Origin of the sequence: Streptococcus agalactiae (assembly GCF_949788565.1) — a bacterium.
GTDB classification, from domain to species: domain Bacteria; phylum Bacillota; class Bacilli; order Lactobacillales; family Streptococcaceae; genus Streptococcus; species Streptococcus agalactiae.
Map to the genome: position 1 here is coordinate 561082 of NZ_OX460931.1, position 18478 is coordinate 579559.

The window sequence follows — 18478 nt, forward strand, 5'->3', positions numbered from 1 at the left end:
TGATAGATATAAAAGGAAAATTATGTTACATAAAAATGATATTATTGAAACTGAAATTAGCGACATTAGCCATGAGGGAATGGGTATTGCCAAAGTAGATGGCTTTGTTTTCTTTGTTGAAAATGCTCTTCCAGGTGAGATTATTAAGATGCGCGTCTTGAAATTACGTAAGCGTATAGGATATGGAAAAGTTGAGGAATATTTAACGACTTCTCCTCACCGAAATGAAGGATTAGACTATACCTATTTACGTACAGGGATTGCTGATTTGGGACATCTTACTTATGAACAACAGCTGTTATTTAAACAAAAACAAGTAGCTGATAACCTTTATAAAATTGCTCATATATCTGATGTTTTAGTAGAACCTACTCTTGGTATGACAATCCCTTTGGCATATCGAAATAAAGCTCAGGTACCAGTTCGTCGTGTTGATGGACAGCTAGAGACAGGTTTTTTCAGAAAAAATTCACATACTCTGGTATCCATTGAAGATTATTTAATTCAGGAAAAAGAGATTGATGCTCTGATTAATTTTACACGAGATTTATTAAGAAAATTTGATGTTAAACCATATGACGAAGAGCAGCAATCTGGTTTAATTAGAAATCTCGTTGTTCGTCGAGGACATTATACAGGGCAATTAATGTTGGTTTTGGTGACAACACGTCCTAAAATATTCCGCATTGACCAAATGATTGAAAAGTTGGTGTCTGCCTTTCCTTCTGTTGTTTCAATTATGCAAAATATTAATGATCGTAATAGCAACGTTATTTTTGGGAAAGAATTTCGTACTCTATATGGTTCTGATACTATTGAGGACCAAATGTTAGGAAATACTTACGCTATATCAGCCCAATCTTTTTACCAAGTTAATACTGAAATGGCTGAAAAACTGTACCAAAAAGCAATCGATTTTTCAGATTTAAACTCAGAGGATATCGTTATTGATGCCTATTCAGGTATAGGAACAATTGGCTTATCTGTTGCTAAACAAGTAAAACATGTTTATGGTGTTGAAGTTGTTGAAAAAGCAGTAAGTGATGCCAAAGAAAATGCTACTCGAAATGGGATAACTAACAGTACCTATGTTGCTGATTCGGCTGAAAATGCAATGGCAAAGTGGCTTAAAGAAGGTATAAAACCAACTGTTATAATGGTTGATCCACCACGAAAAGGATTAACGGAGAGTTTTGTATATTCTGCTGCCCAAACAAAAGCAGATAAAATCACTTATATTTCTTGTAATTCAGCGACAATGGCGCGTGATATCAAACTATTTGAAGAATTAGGGTATCATTTAGTAAAAATTCAACCAGTAGACTTATTCCCAATGACACATCATGTGGAGTGCGTAGCGTTGCTACAACGAAGCAAAGGGTAAAAATCCTTTATTTTAAGCACTTTTTCAAGCATTTTGTCTTTATTGAAAAGAGTGATTTTAACATAAAAAAGGTATTAAAAAACATATTGACGTGACCGTTTGTTTTGAAGTGGCTTGCGTAGACAAAAAAATAGATACGTCAGATAAATTTCTGGCATTACGAGAACATTTCTAGAGTGTTCTCTTTTTTTAGTTTACGGAGGAAAAATATATATGGAAAAACAGGATTCACGAGTTCTCATCCATTGGGAGGGGAATTCTGGGGACAAGCTCATTGAACACCAAACCAGCGCAACGGGGTGGTACTACCAAGTCGATCGTAGCTTTAGTCAACCAAAAGGGGAACCGCCCAGAATGATCCAAAGGCACTAGAAAGTGTCCGTAATGATTCGATTTCGGGCGGTAATGATGTCATGGGTTATGCTTATAGCAAATGTACTTGGGGAGTTGCGGCACGAATTAATCAGTGGGACTGAAACTCAAAGGTTGAAATGGTGAGAAGATTACCATTACCAGTTCAATGGGAAATGGTCAGGATTGGGTTGGAACAGCCGAAAGACTAGATGGTGAAACTGATACAGTTCCAAAAGAAGGTACTATTCTCTCTTTTTAGGAAAGTAGTTATGGTTCGTATATAGGCTACGGAACTATATCTTTCGTCACATTACATCTACAGATAGTACCATGAATTTTGCTTATATGACCAAGTAAAGTGAGGATATACTAACAAATGAAATATTTATTATCGTATTTGTCCATTTTATCGAAAAGTTTGCATATTATCATTATGTTTGATAAGATGCAAATATAATGATAGTAGGAGCTAAATATGGATATTTAAAAAATCAAGAGTATCCTAAGTGCTTTCCATTTTGAAATTCAAATATAGCTAATAGTTCTAGAACTTCTAATTGTTTTTCGTCGACGATATGAATTTTCAATCTTAACTGTTAGGATTCCACCTCCCTTTGGTTAAAGAAAAAAGGTCAGGTCGTTTAGATAACTTTGTCAAACAAGCTCAAGCTATCTAAAAATAGTTTGAAATGGGCATTACTCTAGTTTTTAATAAGCTATCTGATGAGCAGCAGAAGGAGAAGTTAATGCATGTTGGGAAGTCTTATTTTGACTATCAAGAAAATGCTCTTATCCCACAATTAGGTTTTCTATATTCTAAATTAACTAAAAAAATTGAACTTGATAATCGGTTGTCTCCGACTGAACAAAAGTTATTGATTACCTTATTATTACATACTAAAGGTTTAATCATTGATATGTAAGAAGTAAGTCAGCTAACCGATCTTTCTATTCTAAAACTTATATTGTTGCTTTAGAAATTTTAAAGAGCGTGGATGGCTTCATAATAAACAGAAATCTTACCAATTTGCGAAGCCAAAAAATATGATATTTGAAGAGTCCAAAGATCTAATAGATAGTCCAGTTAGAGAAGCGTTGATTATAAGTGATAAGGATTTTCAAAAATTAAAACAAGAGCTATTATTTTAACCGACTTATTTTAAAGACTTATCATATCTAGGCTTGCTTGATGATTCGGAAAAATACGGAGACTATACTATTTCAAGGAAAAGATACAAAAGTTTCGAATCAAGTCTTCAACTATACATCCTTCAAAGTCATCGGCTAGAGATTTGGAATTATGAACCAATCCCTTTGATTACTAGAAAAATAAATAGCTTGGAGAGGCTAACGTGACACTGGTTGATCCAATCTCGCTTTATTTAACACTAAGAATGATGAAGACCCTCGTATTGAAGAAGAAGTTGAGCAGCTAGAAGATAAGATTTTGAGAATATAATCGTTTTTTCGTGCTACACTAACTTGTCAGGGTTGCAACAGACAAAAAAATAATTTAGGAGGGATTCGTTATGCGTACAAAGTATATAGGATATGAAATTGTTTTAAGGGGTGGTTATTAATATGGATAAGAAAAAGGTTGTTTCAACTATCGTATCTACAGGGTTTCTTATAGTTTCAATATCAAATTTTTTTAGAGAGCTATCACCTATACTTTTTCTCTTGAATATTATTGGATTTTTCTGCTTCCTATTATTATTTTCTGCCAACATAAATAAATTGTTCTTAAAACGATAGCCGTTATATAGGATATGGTATGTATGCATTTGGTGAAATTATAGGTAAAACGAATGGAATAGTACTTACTCCTCAAAGCTATCGTGAGAGATATAAAAGGATATCGAGGAGTCACTAGATAGTTGGATCTCATTGAAAAAATTTGTTTAAAGTATCTCATATAAGCATAAAACGAGGAATCAATCAAAATTTCTTGATTGATTCCTTGTTTTTTGGCTCTTTGTCAACTGTAGTGGGTTGATGAAAAATTATATTCTGGAGAAAACCAAATTGGTTTTCTCCTTTTTGATATTCAAAGTGATATGAATTCTCTTTTTAAAATATTCAAAGTTTCTAAAGCTAAATGTTTGTGCTTGATGATTTTGATGAGATTATTGGTTGCTCAAGTTTGGTGTTTGAATAAGGCGATTCAAGGACATTGATAACCTTATCTCTGTCTTTAAAAAATGTCCTAAAAACAGTTTAAAAGATTGGAGTGACACTAGAGAAAGTGTTTTAAACAGGGTAAAGAAATGGTGAGCTTGCTTCTCTTGAAAGTAAAGCAGGAGGAGTTGATAGAGTTTCATAATGTTTTTTATAGAGAAGCGATATCTTCTTATCTTGAAACAGAAAATTTTGAGAAGGCTAAAGTGACTGAAGATAATTACCAAGTTTTTTTAGGAATCCGTACTTATCAGAAGAGTTATAACTATCAAGATCATAGTGAGAATCTAAAAGGAAATATTGAGGTAGCAATGATAGGAGTTGAAAATAATATTAGCGACGAACATATTTTTTGCTAGAATATATAAAATGTCTTTGAAATAATTTAGCCCTGTGTTATGATATTAAGGAGGTTATTTATGGTACGTAAATTTTTAAAATCGCTCCTATCTCTCTTTCTTATAGCAGTAATCGCCACCGGTATTTCAGTGGCATGTTTCTTTTTTATTCCAGAAAATAAAGGGAATATTACACCGATTTTATTGCATCGCTTTATGCGAAAAAATAATGTTAATGGAATGATGATTGTTAGCGATAATACTGGTAAACCGATTACCATCTCGCATGGGATTAACCGTGGGGAAGTTGAAACGGATATTGAAAATAATAAATTATTTCCAATGGCTTCTCTCCAAAAACTCATGACAGGAATTATTATCCAAAGATTAATTGATCAAGATGTCTTGAGTGAAGACGACCGATTGTCTCAGTTCTTTCCCCAAGTAAAAGGTAGTAATAGTATTACCATCCACCAATTGTTGACCCATACGAGTGGGTTAAGAGAAAAAGGTGTTAAGGTGTCTCCTTATCTAAAAAATGAGAGAGAACAATTACAATTTTGCTTAAAACACTATAACTTTGTTAATAAGAAATCGTGGTATTATTCTAATATCAACTTTAGTTTCCTAACAGGTATAGCCACTCAAGTTACGGGAAGGACCTACGCTGAACTTGTTGATGATGTGATAAAAAATCCTTTGCGATTAGATGATACCCAAAGTTACCAATCAGTTGTTAATCATGACTTAGTTAGCCCAATGCGAAAGAACGGCAAGTTAAATAAAATTAATATCTTTAATCAAGTATCCACAGCATATGGAGCTGGAGATTTTTTCACAACTCCGCTGAACTTTTGGGTGTTGATGCGGTCTTTTTCTAAAGGGTACTTTTTCCCAACGGATGAATATACCAAACATCAAAATGATGCGATATCACATTATTATGGTGGGCTTTACATGCATGGTCGTATAGTTAATTCTAATGGGGCCTTTTTCCAGTATTCAAGTTTTGGTTATGCAGATCTAAAGACGCATGATACAATGGTGCTTTTTATGAATAACAAAGTCTATAGTGATGCTAGTCACGTGGCACCAAAAGCATTTGAATATTATCAAAAATTTATGTTCCTTAATAAGATTTTCCACTTAGTCTTTTACTTTGTATTTTCTTTCTTTTTAATGCTTTTAATACGTCATTCGTTTAGGAAAAGAAGGTATAAGAAACGTCTCTAAATCACATGAATAAAAAAGAAGGCTAAGTTGGCCTTCTTTTTTATTCAATATTAAGCAGTAACACCATCTAAGAAAACGTTTGCATTGAATTTTTAATTGTGCTATAATAAATAGCTGTTAATCATTATTATAGTTTAATAATCTAACTGTCGAGCTGATTTAAGCTATAAAAATACTGTTGAGTAAAAGAGGTATTAATATGTCAATGATTGAAGTTTCTCACCTTCAGAAAAATTTTATAAAAACCGTTAAAGCACCAGGGTTAAAAGGAGCATTTCAATCATTTCTTCGTCCTGAAAAACACACCTTTGAAGCTGTTAAAGATTTAACATTTGATGTGCCTAAAGGACAAATTTTGGGATTTATTGGAGCGAACGGTGCAGGAAAATCTACAACAATTAAAATGTTAACTGGGATTTTAAAACCAACTTCGGGCTTTTGCCGTATTGATGGCAAATTGCCACAAGAAAACCGACAAAATTATGTTAAGGATATTGGAGTCGTTTTTGGGCAACGTACGCAGTTGTGGTGGGATTTAGCTCTACAAGAAACCTATACAGTGTTAAAAGAAATCTATGACGTTCCTGATAAAGAATTTCGCAAACGCATGGCTTTTTTAAATGAGGTTTTGGAACTAAATGACTTTATAAAGGATCCTGTTAGAACTTTGTCTCTCGGACAGCGTATGAGAGCGGATATCGCAGCTTCTTTATTACATAACCCAAAGGTTCTTTTCTTAGATGAACCCACCATTGGCTTGGACGTTTCAGTGAAAGATAATATCCGACGTGCAATCACACAAATTAATCAAGAAGAAGAGACAACGATTTTACTAACGACACATGACCTCAGTGATATTGAACAACTTTGTCATCGTATTTTTATGATTGATAGAGGACAAGAAATATTTGATGGCACAGTTTCTCAGCTAAAAGAGACATTTGGAAAGATGAAAACTCTTTCTTTTGATTTGCGCCCAGGACAAGAGCATATCAGCTCTAGTTTAATTGGAAAGTCGGAGATTAATATTAAACGTAATGACTTAGTTTTAGATATTCAGTATGATAGTTCTCGCTACCAAACTGCTGACATAATTCAGCAGACATTAGCAGATTTTTCTGTACGTGACCTTAAAATGACAGATGCGGATATTGAAGATATCATTCGTCGCTTCTATAGAAATGAGCTATAAGGATGAACAGAATTTGGAGACGTTATAAACCTTTTATTAGTACAGGAATCCAAGGATTAATCACATATCGTGTTGATTTCATCCTTTATAGGATAGGTGATGTGATAGGAGCATTTGTTGCATTTTATCTATGGAAAGCAGTTTTCGATTCCTCAAGTCAATCCTTAATCCAAGGTTTTCAGCTGTCAGATATGATTCTCTATATTATTATGAGTTTTGTGACTAATTTATTAACAAGAACTGATAGTTCATTTATGATAGGTGACGAAGTAAAAGACGGTTCAATTATTATGCGACTCTTACGTCCAGTTCACTTTGCTGCTTCCTACCTTTTCATGGAGATTGGTTCTAGATGGCTCATCTTTTTAAGTATAGGGGTACCGTTTTTGCTTGTTATTACGGGGGTACGCCTCTTCTTGGGGACTGATTTGATTCAAGCTATAGTGTTAGTGGTATTTTATATTATTAGCATTATTTTAGCTTTTTTGATTAACTTCTTTTTTAATATTTGTTTTGGCTTCTCGGCATTTGTTTTTAAAAATTTATGGGGGTCAAACCTGTTAAAAAATTCGTTAGTCGCATTTATGTCGGGGAGCTTGATTCCTCTTACTTTTTTTCCGAAAATCGTTGCTGATATTTTAGGATTTTTACCATTTTCATCTTTAATTTACACACCAGTAATGATTATTATTGGTAAATATGATGGCAGTCAAATTGTGCAAGCCTTACTTTTACAAATATTTTGGCTAATAGTAATGGTAGCTTTATCTCAATTAATATGGAAAAAAGTACAGTCGCATATCACTATCCAAGGAGGTTGAGATGACAAAATATCAGCGAATGCACTTTATTTTTATTAAACAATACATGAAGCAAATCATGGAGTATAAAATAGACTTTTTTGTAGGCGTTTTAGGAGTATTTTTAACACAAGGGCTAAATCTTTTATTTCTGAATGTTCTTTTTCAACATATCCCTTCTTTAGAAGGATGGACTTTTCAGCAAATAGCTTTTATTTATGGTTTTTCTCTCCTCCCAAAAGGAATTGATCACCTTTTCTTTGATAACTTGTGGGCTCTTGGTCAAAGGCTTATTCGAAAAGGAGAATTTGATAAGTATTTAACCAGGCCGATCAGTCCTTTATTTCATGTCCTAGTTGAAACCTTTCAAGTAGATGCATTGGGGGAGTTATTGGTTGGTTTTATTCTGTTATCTACCACAGTATCTAGTATAAGCTGGACCGTGCCAAAAGTATTATTATTTATATTTATTATCCCCTTTGCAACTTTGATTTATACCTCCTTGAAGATTGCTACGTCAAGTATCGCTTTTTGGACCAAACAATCTGGTGCTGTTATCTATATTTTTTATATGTTTAATGACTTTGCTAAGTATCCTGTCGCAATATATAATAATCTATTGCGTTGGATCATTAGTTTTGTCATTCCATTTGCTTTTACAGCTTATTATCCCGCTGCTTACTTCTTACAAGATAGAAATGTCTATTTTAATATTGGTGGGGTTATCTTGATTTCCTTGATTTCTTTTATGGTATCACTAATACTTTGGCATAAAGGAGTAGAAGTATATGAGAGTGCGGGTTCTTGATTAGTAAGGCAAGCCATTAATTTTTTTGAGTGTTTAGAAGTTTTAGGCTTACTAACTTAGCTTTGTTAGTGATGATATACTCCCCTTATAGTGTCTAGTGAATTTTTGTTTTTTTACTGTCCACTATAAGGGGAGTATATCAGGTGAAGAGGGACTATTAGTGTTGAGAATAATGTCCCTCATAGAACAATAATTACCATATCTTTACCAAAATAAAGTTAAAAACGCTCTTAGATGTGCTTTCTAAGAGCGTTTTTTGGTCTATAAAAGGTAAGCAAAAAGCAGATGTCATTTATGAAAGTGTTGACAAAGATGAAATACTTTGTTACTATTTTAACATAATAATGATATTTTAATTAGAGTGTGAATTTATAATTAATTTTTATAATGTTTATTTTAAATTTAAACTAATGTTTATAGCAGTGTTTTACTCATGATTTTGTGAATTCAACACTTAAGTCATGACCTCATTTTAAAGAGTTTCAGACGACACAGAAAGGAAGAAAACATAAGAAAGGCAATGCACGGCTTGTCCATAGTAGTGTTTGAAGTAGATGTTTAGAAATATTTTATTTTCCAACAGTACTGATATCAGAGCGAAGATGATTAGTTGAAGGTGATAATATGGGACGTTCTAATATTTTGAGTAGGTGTGAACAATGTTCTGATAATCAATGTGGCTTGTATAAAACGCGGCTTAAAGACAAGTTACTATTAGTAGTCCAACTGGTTGGAAATATTAGGTATTCTGAGTTTCTTACGGAAGGTGGTGTATATCATAAGGGAGAAACCTTGTTGGAAGTTATAACCTTAGGAATTTCTTATGAATATAAAAGTTATGGGGATATCAAAGTAATCAAGAAGTACTGTGCTGATGGCAGTGTCGTTGATTATAACATGCCAATACTATTAATGGAAAGGATTGAATAATGAAAACAGTAATAATATATGGAGGACAGGGTAATGTTCAGTCAAAACACCTTTGTCAACTAGTTAAAACTCCAAAAGGTGAAATTCTTTTTTCAAAGTTACAAGCAACTGATTTAGAATCATATCAGTTAATGATGGATGTCATTAACCACAAGGTAAGTTTAGACAATGTTCATGCGTCTATGTTAGCAAATTTTTTATATAATGATTGGCTAACAAACGATGAAAAAATAGTATCTGGGATAGGATTTTCAGCTCATAGCGCCGGTATTTTCAATGTGTTATATGCTAGTGGTAGTACTAGTTTTGAAAACATTATTCACTTTATTAAACGTCGTGCCCAACTTATAGAAAATTGTCATGTGTCTGAAGAGCTTTGGCTTTTGATGGTTGAAAACATTGATATGTTTAGTAAGGATGTTTTAAAAGAACAGTCTGAGAAAGTAAAATTAGCTATTATTACTGATGATAGAGCTGGTGTAATTGCTATGGATCAAGTCAACCGTTCTTTCTTTGATGACGTGATGACTAACAAAGGTTATTTTTATAAATTAAAGCAGTTAGGCGTAAAAGCACCATATCATACTGATTTTTTAAATGAATCTAAAGAGCAGTATAAACAATTGATTGAAAGCCTAGATATTTCGCAAAATGATGACTATGACTATATTTTTCATTGTGATCAATTGGTAGATGAAATTTTATATCAGTGGACCAATCTCTTTAACTGGCGTGCGATTAAGGAAACTATCATAGAAAAGGATGCGGAGATTATTGATATTTCTCCTAATAGGTTTATTTCTAGTCAGTTGCAAAAAATGAAAAAGAGGGGGAGGAAACAGTTATGAAAGTAGCAATAGTTACTGGTGGTACCAGAGGAATTGGAAGGGCTATTACAAAAGAGTTATACAAAGAAGGTTACAAAGTCATTGCTATTTATAATAGCAATGATGCTAAGGCAAGAGCTTTACAAGAGGAGTTACCAAAATTAGACGTTTATAAATGCAATATTTCAGATGCAAAAGCAGTACAAAAATTGGTGACTAAAATTTTTAGAGAATATGGCGGTATTGATTGTTTAGTTAATAATGCTGGTATTGTTAGAGATGGCTTTTTCTTGATGATGTCTAAGGAAAAATGGATGGATGTCATTAACATAAATATTATGGGGCTAGTTAACATGAGTAAAGCCGTGTTAAAAATCATGAAGGCTAAGCGTATACAGGGAAAGGTTATCAATATTTCTTCAACTAGTGGTATAGCAGGGCAGATAGGGCAAGCGAACTATTCAGCAACGAAAGGCGCTATCATTTCCATTACTAAAACTCTAGCGAAAGAATTTGCATCAGATGGTATTACGATTAATTGTGTAAGTCCAGGATTCATTGAAACAGATATGACAAATGAATTGCAAAATAAAGAAGAGCTAAAAGAGCATCTTATTCCTCTAAAAAGGTTTGGACAACCTGAAGAGGTGGCTTGGCTCGTAAGCTTTTTAGCAAGTGAGAAGGCAAACTATATTACAGGAAAAAATATTGTGATTGATGGAGGAATGATTAATGATTAACTGGGCTGAAGAACGTAAAATAATAAAAACACGTCAAGAAGTAGTTGATGAAATTAAAGGTATTTTGATTGACTCTTTAATGTTGGATATTGATAAAGATCTGATTATGAATGATCAACCATTATTTGGTCGTGGATTAGAGCTAGACTCTATTGATGCCCTAGAACTGTCAATAGGGATTTCAACAACGTTTGGTGTTGAACTAAATGATGATGATATTTCAATATTATCATCAGTAAATAGACTAGCAGATTTTGTGATTGAAAATAGTGAGGATATAGATGACCAAGCTAAGTAGTGAAGAAATTATAAAAATGTTACCTCATCGCTATCCGTTTCTAATGGTGGATAGAGTGCAGAGTTATAAAAAAGGTATCATTGAATGTCGTAAGAATATTACTATCAACGAACCTTACTTTCAAGGACATTTTCCACAACGTCCTATAGTTCCGGGTGTTTTGATGATTGAGATGGCAGCTCAATCTGCAGCTTTACTTTATATTTTAGATGCACTTGATGGTAGCCTCCCCTCTCTTGATGAATTAACAGCAGAGAAAATAGCAGAAAAAGTAGGTTATTTAGCCAGTGTGAAGAATTTCAAATTCAAGAAAATTGTTACTCCAGGAGACCAGCTAAACATTACATGTAAATCTCAATCAAAATTGGGGCATCTTTTAGAAATTCAAGTCGTTATTAGAGATGAGAATAAAAAAGAGGTTGCCTCAGGAAGGATGTTGGTATCAGAAAATGGAAATTAAACTCAAAAATATTGGAAAAAAATATGGTTCTTTTGAAGCATTGAGAGACATTAATCTCATCTTTGAAGAGGGAAAATTTTATGGCCTTCTTGGACCTAATGGAGCTGGTAAAACAACTTTATTTAACCTTTTAATTCAAAATTTTAAGCAAACGTCAGGCGATATTAAGTGGGAGGTGGATGGAAAACCTCTATCTATTAAAGATTTTTATCGTCACATTGGTATTGTCTTCCAAAGTAATCGCTTAGATGATAATTTAACGGTTGAGGAAAATCTAATTTCTAGAGGTGCTTTGTACGGTTTATCTAAATCACAAGTACGTAATCGCCTTAAAGATCTTCAAACGTATCTAGATATCACAGCAATAAAAAAACAAAAATATGGCAGTTTATCAGGAGGTCAAAAACGAAAAGTTGATATTGCACGCGCCTTGCTGCCACAACCTTCTCTATTATTATTAGATGAACCAACGACTGGTTTAGACCCTCAATCTCGTCGCGATTTATGGGATGCTATCGCACAACTAAATCAACAATCGCAGATGACAGTTGTACTAATTACTCATTATCTTGAAGAAATGTCTGCTTGTGATGTTTTAAATGTTCTTATTGAAGGAAACATTTATTATTCGGGAGATATTAAAAGCTTTATTGAGCAACATTCCACAACAAACTTGAATGTGGTATTGAAACCAGAAAAGTCATTAGACCAACTTTCGATAGCTGATTTTGTTAATAAATGTCAAGTCCTTTCAGAAAGGGAGATAGTATTTAAGGATATTTCTGTTGAGGAAATGATGCAGGTTATCTCAGACAATCAAGATAAATCTATTATTGAGACATTTAATGTTGAATATTCGAACTTAGAGGCGGCGTATCTCAACTTGCTTAGAGAAAAAGAAAGGAAAAACAATGTTTGAACTAATTTCTAGAAATCGTAAAGTTTACACGCGAGATCGGTTAGCGTTTTTCATGTCTTTTTTATCAGTTATTATCTTAATTTTGGTCTATCAGATTTTCTTGGGAAAAATTCAATTAGATGCTATAAAAGCAGCATTGAGGAGTAATACAGTATCCAGTGATACTATTCACATGGTTAATTATTGGCTCATTGCAGGTTTGACGACTATTATTTCAATGACTAGTACATTAGGTGCCTTTGGAGTTATGGTGTCCGACAAAGAAAAAAAATTAAATGAAGATTTTAAGGTCAGTCCTATATCAAATATCAAAATTGAATTGTCCTATGCTATATTTGCCGTTTTATTTGGTATTGTCATGACGATGTTCTCTTGCATCTTTGCTATCGGTATTTTTAACGGCTTTAATTCCTTGCTAGAGTATTCAGCTATGGATTATTTAACTATTTTAGGGATCGTTTCCTTAGGGACTGTTTTATCTGCGGCGATGATTTTACCTATTTTAGCCTTTATTCATACTAGTTCAGCTTTTACGACTCTTAGCACAATTGTAGGGACTTTTATTGGTTTTATTTCAGGAGTATATCTCTCAATTGGCTCGGTAGGAAAAGCATTACAACAGGTTATGACATGGTTTCCATTGACTCAAATCAATTCTCTTTTGAAACAGGTCTTAATGAAGGGTTCTATTGCGAAGGTATTTGACAAAGCCAACGAAGCCACTGTCTCTAACTATAAAGAATCATATGGTGTTGTTTTGCGTAATGCTGATGGAGAAAGGCTGAGTAATCACTTTATGTTGATTTATATCATTGCCCTCATTCTTATTTTATTGGCAATTCATTTTATTATTAAAAAGGTTAAAAAATGAAAGATGATAATAAATTAAAGATTTCTGAAGCTTCCTTAGAAGATTATTCTGAAGTGGTTCATTTATTTAATAGGAATCATGTTTATCAATTTCCAGACGGTAGGCCTTTAACTGTTGATGACCTTGATTTAACGTTAAAAGTTAAAGAAGTGACACATTTATTTTTACTGAAAAATCATGGTGTTTTGATTGGAACATCAGCTTTCTTTAAATTTATTACCTATGGTTGTTTAGATTGGAATAGTAGCTTTAGTGGTTTTCTTTTAATTGATTCGAAAAGTCGTAGTGGACAGGCAATCACTTATCTATATAAAACTATCTTAAAGAAGATAACAAAACTGAAGTTTTCTAATATCTATACCGAAATCAGTAACTACAATAAACCCTCCTTAGCTTTATCAAAATTGAATGGCTTCAAAGAGTATGATAAGACATATGAAGACATACTGCATTGTCGATCATTGCGTAGTCACCTCCCTAAGATATTGAATACGTTTCGTATTTCGAATTATTATGGTAAAACATACGACATATCAACTTTTCAAATTATGGAGGAAATTGAAAATCCCTTGGAAGAGGAGACAGAAATTAGGACCAAAGTCTCTGATGAAGAAATATTATTTAAAGCAGAAGACAGTGCTTCACTTCCTTATTATTTAAAAATGAGCTTGTTTCAAATGGAAATTGCTAGGTTAGATAACCGTTATGTTTTACAAGTTGACTTTTTATCGGAACAAGTAAAGAGGGTTCGGGTTAAAACTGGAAAATATCACTTGGCAAACTTAACGAGGGCTCACCCTAGCCTAACTTTAAGTCGTTTTGCCAATTATTATTACATTCAAGCAACTGTGGAAACCCTTTATGGTAATATCGATGTTCAACTGGAACGTCGAAAAAAGCATTATAGAGATGCAACTATTTGTCTTAAGAGAACTTTTCAAGGTTATGATTTACTTATCTCTCCAAATGGCAGCCTTATTTTTGAAAAGCAGAAAAGAAAGATACTTGAAGATAGTTTTTTGATTTTTAGCCAACCTTTGGACAAGAAATTAGTTGTAAAAGAAGAAGAAAATCACATTACAATCAAATGTTTCTATCAAGGTGCTTTAATTGAGAAAATCATGACATTTACAAGTGACGAAGAAATCACTTGTGTTTATAAATGTAATCAAAAGGCTAAAGAGATGTTCCCAAAATTATTGAAACAGACTTTCAAGTTACACTGCCAAGAGCAGTTGATTAGAGATAGTGAAGGTTATCTTGTGAATGTTCCAGGAAGTTACCCGATTGAGCATGATGATTTTCTTCGAGCAGATAAGTTTGAAGATAGACAATTCCATTATTACCTCCCGAATGAAGATAAAATGATTTCCTATTCTCCTCCTGGCAAAGCCAGCAATCAAATGCAATTTAGACCCTTATGTCTTATTGATACAGATAGCCTTTCTTTTCCACTGACTTATCATTTTAGGATTTCACAAGCATCATCGGAGGAGGCGTTAATCAATCTAAAAAAACAGCCAATATGGGACAGCAACTACCAAGCGTCAGCAACTGACCTTTTAAAACATATCTCTAACCTAACATTAGAAGAAGAGAAGGATTATGGCATCAAGAGAATGATAGCTAACAGAAAGCATTATCCTAGTCACAAACTGGTTTTAGCCTATAATCAGATTGTTTTGCCTAAGAATGAAATTCCAAGAGACAGTGAATTATATTCTATTTCTTTTGATTATCGAATTAGAGGAAAGTTTGTCCAAATCCGCCAAGGGGAACATGTCAAATATGATAATAAATCCTATGTTTTGGAAAATAGTCAACAATTAGTATTGTATGTAGCTAGCGATGATAAATATATACTAATTTCTGCTAAAAATGGAATATTTTATTCTTACAAAGAGAACAATCATTTAAAAATAAGGTGCATGTTTAAAAGGAACTCACCTTATGCTACAAATGTGAGCATTACAGAATATAGAAAGTGTGAAGAAAAATGAATACTATTTATAATACATTGAGAACAGATAAAGGTTATAAAGTTTATGAGGGGTATTTATATGAAATTACTGGTGAAGAATGTGAAGAAGCCTTAGACCTTGTGATTCCTAAGAATATTGTATTTGCAGATACAGATACTTGTGGCTACACTTTTTTACTCAATGAAGATGGAACAGTTTATGATGATGTGACTTTCTACAAATTTGATGATAAATATTGGTTGGCTAGTCATAAAGCTTTGGATTCTTATTTAGACAACATCAATTTTGACTATACCGTAACAGATATTTCTGACGAGTATAAAATGCTGCAAATTGAAGGAAGATATTCGGGAGAAATTGCTCAGTCATTTTATGAATATGATATTTCAACACTTAATTTTCGTACTTTGATAGAGATGACTTATAAAGGTGAGAAAGGTTATCTTGCTAGATTTGGTTTTTCTGGAGAATTTGGCTATCAATTTTTCCTACCATCTTCTATTTTTGCTACTTTTGTTTCGGATGTCTGTGAAGGTATAGCAGAGTATGGGGATGAACTTGATAGATATTTAAGGTTTGAAGTGGGACAACCCATTACTGATATTTATCAACAAGAAGAATATTCTTTATATGAAATAGGTTATTCTTGGAATCTAGATTTCACAAAGGAAGAATTTAGAGGTCGCGATAGCTTGTTAGAGCACATCAGATCAGCAACAGTTAAAAGTGTTGGATTCTCAACGAAGGAAAAACTCGCTTCAGGAACACCAGTGCTATTTGATGACCAAATTGTTGGAAAGATTTTTTGGATAGCAGACGAGAAAGACTCTTCGGAAAATTACCTAGGTTTGATGATTGTTAACCAAACATATGCTCATTCAGGAGTTACTTTTGTAACAGAAGATGGCCAAATTTTGAAAACACAATCAAGCCCTTATTGTATCCCAGAAAGTTGGAACAAAGAATGAGCGTATATGTTAGTGGAATAGGAATTATTTCTTCTTTGGGAAAGAATTATAGCGAGCATAAACAGCATCTCTTCGACTTAAAAGAAGGAATTTCTAAACATTTATATAAAAATCACGACTCTATTTTAGAATCTTATACAGGAAGCATAACTAGTGACCCAGAGGTTCCTGAGCAATACAAAGATGAGACACGTAATTTTAAATTTGCTTTTACCGCTTTTGAAGAGGCTCTTGCTTCTTCAGGTGTTAATTTAAAAGCTTATCATAATATTGCTGTGTGTTTAGGGACCTCACTTGGGGGAAAGAGTGCTGGTCAAAATGCCTTGTATCAATTTGAAGAAGGAGAGCGTCAAGTAGATGCTAGTTTATTAGAAAAAGCATCTGTTTACCATATTGCTGATGAATTGATGGCTTATCATGATATTGTGGGAGCTTCGTATGTTATTTCAACCGCCTGTTCTGCAAGTAATAATGCCGTAATATTAGGAACACAATTACTTCAAGATGGCGATTGTGATTTAGCTATTTGTGGTGGCTGTGATGAGTTAAGTGATATTTCTTTAGCAGGCTTCACATCACTAGGAGCTATTAATACAGAAATGGCATGTCAGCCCTATTCTTCTGGAAAAGGAATCAATTTGGGTGAGGGCGCTGGTTTTGTTGTTCTTGTCAAAGATCAGTCCTTAGCTAAATATGGAAAAATTATCGGTGGTCTTATTACTTCAGATGGTTATCATATAACAGCACCTAAGCCAACAGGTGAAGGGGCGGCACAGATTGCAAAGCAGCTAGTGACTCAAGCAGGTATTGACTACAGTGAGATTGACTATATTAACGGTCACGGTACAGGTACTCAAGCTAATGATAAAATGGAAAAAAATATGTATGGTAAGTTTTTCCCGACAACGACATTGATCAGCAGTACCAAGGGGCAAACGGGTCATACTCTAGGGGCTGCAGGTATTATCGAATTGATTAATTGTTTAGCGGCAATAGAGGAACAGACTGTACCAGCAACTAAAAATGAGATTGGGATAGAAGGTTTTCCAGAAAATTTTGTCTATCATCAAAAGAGAGAATACCCAATAAGAAATGCTTTAAATTTTTCGTTTGCTTTTGGTGGAAATAATAGTGGTGTCTTATTGTCATCTTTAGATTCACCTCTAGAAACATTACCTGCTAGAGAAAATCTTAAAATGGCTATCTTATCATCTGTTGCTTCCATTTCTAAGAATGAATCACTTTCTATAACCTATGAAAAAGTTGCTAGTAATTTCAACGACTTTGAAGCATTACGCTTTAAAGGGGCTAGACCACCCAAAACTGTCAACCCAGCACAATTTAGGAAAATGGATGATTTTTCCAAAATGGTTGCCGTAACAACAGCTCAAGCACTAATAGAAAGCAATATTAATCTAAAAAAACAAGATACTTCAAAAGTAGGAATTGTATTTACAACACTTTCTGGACCAGTTGAGGTTGTTGAAGGTATTGAAAAGCAAATCACAACAGAAGGATATGCACATGTTTCTGCTTCACGATTCCCGTTTACAGTAATGAATGCAGCAGCTGGTATGCTTTCTATCATTTTTAAAATAACAGGTCCTTTATCTGTCATTTCGACAAATAGTGGAGCGCTTGATGGTATACAATATGCCAAGGAAATGATGCGTAACGATAATCTAGACTATGTGATTCTTGTTTCTGCTAATCAGTGGACAGACATGAGTTTTATGTGGTGGCAACAATTAAACTATGATAGTCAAATGTTTGTCGGTTCTGATTATTGTTCAGTACAAGTCCTCTCTCGTCAAGCATTGGATAATTCTCCTATAATATTAGGTAGTAAACAATTAAAATATAGCCATAAAACATTCACAGATGTGATGACTATTTTTGATGCTGCGCTTCAAAATTTATTATCAGACTTAGGACTAACCATAAAAGATATCAAAGGTTTCGTTTGGAATGAGCGGAAGAAGGCAGTTAGTTCAGATTATGATTTCTTAGCGAACTTGTCTGAGTATTATAATATGCCAAACCTTGCTTCTGGTCAGTTTGGATTTTCATCTAATGGTGCTGGTGAAGAACTGGACTATACTGTTAATGAAAGTATAGAAAAGGGCTATTATTTAGTCCTATCTTATTCGATCTTCGGTGGTATCTCTTTTGCTATTATTGAAAAAAGGTGATAAA

The 18478-nt window shown here is 33.5% G+C and carries 17 protein-coding genes and 2 pseudogenes; 18 read left to right on the plus strand and 1 reads right to left on the minus strand.

Annotated elements, in window-relative coordinates; translation table 11 throughout:
* Nucleotides 1-22 precede the first annotated feature (22 nt).
* The 3 genes and pseudogenes from rlmD (at nt 23) to QOR44_RS03095 (ending at nt 2661) form a co-directional block, all read left to right on the plus strand.
* Nucleotides 23-1384, plus strand: a complete 1362-nt coding sequence (gene rlmD / locus QOR44_RS03085; protein ID WP_000902653.1) for a 23S rRNA (uracil(1939)-C(5))-methyltransferase RlmD — start codon at nt 23-25, stop codon at nt 1382-1384.
* A 237-nt stretch (nt 1385-1621) separates the two neighbouring features.
* Nucleotides 1622-1994, plus strand: a pseudogene (locus QOR44_RS03090) (phage tail tip lysozyme); the annotation flags it as partial.
* Between the two features lie 490 nt (nt 1995-2484).
* Nucleotides 2485-2661: a hypothetical protein gene (locus QOR44_RS03095; protein WP_000557949.1), complete on the plus strand. Its 177-nt coding sequence runs from the start codon at nt 2485-2487 to the stop codon at nt 2659-2661.
* A 1080-nt stretch (nt 2662-3741) separates the two neighbouring features.
* Here the strand turns inward: QOR44_RS03095 and QOR44_RS03100 are convergent.
* Nucleotides 3742-4056 (minus strand): annotated as a pseudogene (locus tag QOR44_RS03100) (transposase); the annotation flags it as partial.
* Between QOR44_RS03100 and QOR44_RS03105 the strand changes: the two are divergent.
* The 15 genes from QOR44_RS03105 to QOR44_RS03175 all read left to right on the plus strand — a co-directional run bounded on the left by QOR44_RS03105 (nt 4006) and on the right by QOR44_RS03175 (nt 18474).
* On the plus strand, nt 4006-4275 hold the full coding sequence (locus QOR44_RS03105; RefSeq protein WP_000254083.1) for a hypothetical protein: 270 nt from the start codon (nt 4006-4008) through the stop codon (nt 4273-4275). The pseudogene QOR44_RS03100 and the gene QOR44_RS03105 overlap by 51 nt on opposite strands.
* A 60-nt stretch (nt 4276-4335) precedes the next feature.
* Nucleotides 4336-5487, plus strand: coding sequence for a serine hydrolase domain-containing protein (locus tag QOR44_RS03110; RefSeq protein WP_000251790.1), 1152 nt, complete (start codon nt 4336-4338; stop codon nt 5485-5487).
* A 199-nt stretch (nt 5488-5686) separates the two neighbouring features.
* Nucleotides 5687-6679 carry an ABC transporter ATP-binding protein gene (locus QOR44_RS03115; RefSeq protein ID WP_000061734.1) on the plus strand — a complete coding sequence of 331 codons (993 nt, stop codon included), beginning with the start codon at nt 5687-5689 and terminating at the stop codon, nt 6677-6679.
* A gap of 2 nt (nt 6680-6681) precedes the next feature.
* Nucleotides 6682-7500 (plus strand): ABC transporter permease, encoded by an 819-nt coding sequence (locus QOR44_RS03120; RefSeq protein ID WP_001080088.1) that lies wholly within the window; start codon nt 6682-6684, stop codon nt 7498-7500.
* 1 nt (nt 7501) lies between these two features.
* Complete coding sequence (locus QOR44_RS03125) at nt 7502-8287, plus strand: ABC transporter permease (protein WP_000170564.1); 786 nt, start codon at nt 7502-7504, stop codon at nt 8285-8287.
* A gap of 624 nt (nt 8288-8911) precedes the next feature.
* Nucleotides 8912-9217, plus strand: a complete 306-nt coding sequence (locus tag QOR44_RS03130) for a hypothetical protein (protein WP_000533775.1) — start codon at nt 8912-8914, stop codon at nt 9215-9217.
* On the plus strand, nt 9217-10065 hold the full coding sequence (locus tag QOR44_RS03135) for a hypothetical protein (protein ID WP_000859501.1): 849 nt from the start codon (nt 9217-9219) through the stop codon (nt 10063-10065). Before QOR44_RS03130 ends, QOR44_RS03135 begins: the two co-directional genes overlap by 1 nt.
* Nucleotides 10062-10784, plus strand: coding sequence for a 3-oxoacyl-ACP reductase FabG (gene fabG, locus QOR44_RS03140; protein ID WP_000861303.1), 723 nt, complete (start codon nt 10062-10064; stop codon nt 10782-10784). Before QOR44_RS03135 ends, fabG begins: the two co-directional genes overlap by 4 nt.
* On the plus strand, nt 10777-11082 hold the full coding sequence (locus QOR44_RS03145; protein WP_000611493.1) for a phosphopantetheine-binding protein: 306 nt from the start codon (nt 10777-10779) through the stop codon (nt 11080-11082). Before fabG ends, QOR44_RS03145 begins: the two co-directional genes overlap by 8 nt.
* Nucleotides 11066-11542: a 3-hydroxyacyl-ACP dehydratase FabZ gene (gene fabZ / locus QOR44_RS03150; protein WP_000164166.1), complete on the plus strand. Its 477-nt coding sequence runs from the start codon at nt 11066-11068 to the stop codon at nt 11540-11542. Before QOR44_RS03145 ends, fabZ begins: the two co-directional genes overlap by 17 nt.
* Complete coding sequence (locus QOR44_RS03155) at nt 11532-12461, plus strand: ABC transporter ATP-binding protein (protein ID WP_000403526.1); 930 nt, start codon at nt 11532-11534, stop codon at nt 12459-12461. The genes fabZ and QOR44_RS03155 overlap by 11 nt, the downstream gene beginning before the upstream one ends.
* Nucleotides 12454-13332 carry an ABC transporter permease gene (locus tag QOR44_RS03160; protein ID WP_000462408.1) on the plus strand — a complete coding sequence of 293 codons (879 nt, stop codon included), beginning with the start codon at nt 12454-12456 and terminating at the stop codon, nt 13330-13332. Before QOR44_RS03155 ends, QOR44_RS03160 begins: the two co-directional genes overlap by 8 nt.
* Nucleotides 13329-15332 carry a hypothetical protein gene (locus QOR44_RS03165; RefSeq protein ID WP_000650746.1) on the plus strand — a complete coding sequence of 668 codons (2004 nt, stop codon included), beginning with the start codon at nt 13329-13331 and terminating at the stop codon, nt 15330-15332. The genes QOR44_RS03160 and QOR44_RS03165 overlap by 4 nt, the downstream gene beginning before the upstream one ends.
* Complete coding sequence (locus tag QOR44_RS03170) at nt 15329-16282, plus strand: aminomethyltransferase family protein (RefSeq protein WP_001092618.1); 954 nt, start codon at nt 15329-15331, stop codon at nt 16280-16282. The genes QOR44_RS03165 and QOR44_RS03170 overlap by 4 nt, the downstream gene beginning before the upstream one ends.
* Nucleotides 16279-18474: a beta-ketoacyl-[acyl-carrier-protein] synthase family protein gene (locus QOR44_RS03175; protein WP_283572662.1), complete on the plus strand. Its 2196-nt coding sequence runs from the start codon at nt 16279-16281 to the stop codon at nt 18472-18474. The genes QOR44_RS03170 and QOR44_RS03175 overlap by 4 nt, the downstream gene beginning before the upstream one ends.
* Nucleotides 18475-18478: the final 4 nt, after the last annotated feature.

What these genes read in the sequence shown, in the direction of transcription:
- QOR44_RS03170 (WP_001092618.1), top strand. Translation starts at nt 15,329, where the DNA reads ATGAATACTATTTATAATACATTGAGAACAGATAAAGGTTATAAAGTT.
- QOR44_RS03175 (WP_283572662.1), top strand. Translation starts at nt 16,279, where the DNA reads ATGAGCGTATATGTTAGTGGAATAGGAATTATTTCTTCTTTGGGAAAG.
- QOR44_RS03135 (WP_000859501.1), top strand. Translation starts at nt 9,217, where the DNA reads ATGAAAACAGTAATAATATATGGAGGACAGGGTAATGTTCAGTCAAAA.
- QOR44_RS03145 (WP_000611493.1), top strand. Translation starts at nt 10,777, where the DNA reads ATGATTAACTGGGCTGAAGAACGTAAAATAATAAAAACACGTCAAGAA.
- QOR44_RS03095 (WP_000557949.1), top strand. Translation starts at nt 2,485, where the DNA reads ATGCATGTTGGGAAGTCTTATTTTGACTATCAAGAAAATGCTCTTATC.
- QOR44_RS03165 (WP_000650746.1), top strand. Translation starts at nt 13,329, where the DNA reads ATGAAAGATGATAATAAATTAAAGATTTCTGAAGCTTCCTTAGAAGAT.
- QOR44_RS03110 (WP_000251790.1), top strand. Translation starts at nt 4,336, where the DNA reads ATGGTACGTAAATTTTTAAAATCGCTCCTATCTCTCTTTCTTATAGCA.
- fabZ (WP_000164166.1), top strand. Translation starts at nt 11,066, where the DNA reads ATGACCAAGCTAAGTAGTGAAGAAATTATAAAAATGTTACCTCATCGC.
- QOR44_RS03160 (WP_000462408.1), top strand. Translation starts at nt 12,454, where the DNA reads ATGTTTGAACTAATTTCTAGAAATCGTAAAGTTTACACGCGAGATCGG.
- rlmD (WP_000902653.1), top strand. Translation starts at nt 23, where the DNA reads ATGTTACATAAAAATGATATTATTGAAACTGAAATTAGCGACATTAGC.
- QOR44_RS03105 (WP_000254083.1), top strand. Translation starts at nt 4,006, where the DNA reads ATGGTGAGCTTGCTTCTCTTGAAAGTAAAGCAGGAGGAGTTGATAGAG.
- QOR44_RS03115 (WP_000061734.1), top strand. Translation starts at nt 5,687, where the DNA reads ATGTCAATGATTGAAGTTTCTCACCTTCAGAAAAATTTTATAAAAACC.
- QOR44_RS03155 (WP_000403526.1), top strand. Translation starts at nt 11,532, where the DNA reads ATGGAAATTAAACTCAAAAATATTGGAAAAAAATATGGTTCTTTTGAA.
- QOR44_RS03130 (WP_000533775.1), top strand. Translation starts at nt 8,912, where the DNA reads ATGGGACGTTCTAATATTTTGAGTAGGTGTGAACAATGTTCTGATAAT.
- QOR44_RS03120 (WP_001080088.1), top strand. Translation starts at nt 6,682, where the DNA reads ATGAACAGAATTTGGAGACGTTATAAACCTTTTATTAGTACAGGAATC.
- QOR44_RS03125 (WP_000170564.1), top strand. Translation starts at nt 7,502, where the DNA reads ATGACAAAATATCAGCGAATGCACTTTATTTTTATTAAACAATACATG.
- fabG (WP_000861303.1), top strand. Translation starts at nt 10,062, where the DNA reads ATGAAAGTAGCAATAGTTACTGGTGGTACCAGAGGAATTGGAAGGGCT.